Source organism: Plebeiibacterium sediminum (assembly GCF_026013605.1).
GTDB classification, from domain to species: Bacteria; Bacteroidota; Bacteroidia; order Bacteroidales; family Marinilabiliaceae; genus Saccharicrinis; species Saccharicrinis sediminus.
Genome location: NZ_JAPDPJ010000274.1, coordinates 1 through 580 on the forward strand (window position 1 = coordinate 1; position 580 = coordinate 580).

Genomic DNA, 580 nt, shown 5'->3' on the forward strand with positions numbered 1-580 from the left:
TTCTTTCAACTTATTACTTGTTTTTATTTTCTGTTTCTATTTAACAGCAAAATAATCACTTTTTTTGTCCAGACCCAAATATTGTACGTGATCCGTAATTGGATTTACGATTGCAAATGTTTTCTCTATACTTTATAGTATGGCATTAAAAGCTCGTCCGGAAAAAGGAAATGAAATTTCAGGTCTAATGATTACAGGAGTATTTGGTGGAGCTGTTTTTCCATTTTTAATGGGAATCTTATCAGATCTGTTAGGTTCTCAAATTGGAGGCATTATAATTATTCTGGCAGGAGCATTGTATCTAACCTTTGCTTCATATGCAATTAAAGTTAAAGATTAAATATTAGATGAATAAAAAAAGGAGAACAATATTTGTTCTCCTTTTTTTAGTGATTCAGCTGGGGTTCGAACCCAGGACCCCATCCTTAAAAGGGATGTGCTCTACCAGCTGAGCTACTGAATCGCCTGTTTTAAATTTGGTTTTTCCAAATTTATTATCTTCAAATTTTAGTGATTCAGCTGGGGTTCGAACCCAGGACCCCATCCTTAAAAGGGATGTGCTCTACCAGCTGAGCTACTG

1 protein-coding gene and 2 tRNA genes are annotated in these 580 nt (G+C 35.0%); 1 reads left to right on the forward strand and 2 read right to left on the reverse strand.

Features of this window, described 5'->3' with window-relative positions:
* Positions 1–139 precede the first annotated feature (139 nt).
* Entirely contained in the window at positions 140–340 is a 201-nt protein-coding gene (locus tag OM075_RS25430) for a hypothetical protein (RefSeq protein ID WP_301193369.1), read from the forward strand.
* A 50-nt stretch (positions 341–390) separates the two neighbouring features.
* On the opposite strand, the gene OM075_RS25435 is transcribed toward OM075_RS25430, so the two are convergent.
* Positions 391–463: transfer RNA gene (locus OM075_RS25435), tRNA-Lys, on the reverse strand.
* Positions 464–514: 51 nt separating this feature from the next.
* A tRNA-Lys gene (locus tag OM075_RS25440) sits at positions 515–580 on the reverse strand.

Coding starts and splice junctions, on each gene's coding strand:
- OM075_RS25430 (WP_301193369.1), top strand. CDS start 140: ATGGCATTAAAAGCTCGTCCGGAAAAAGGAAATGAAATTTCAGGTCTA.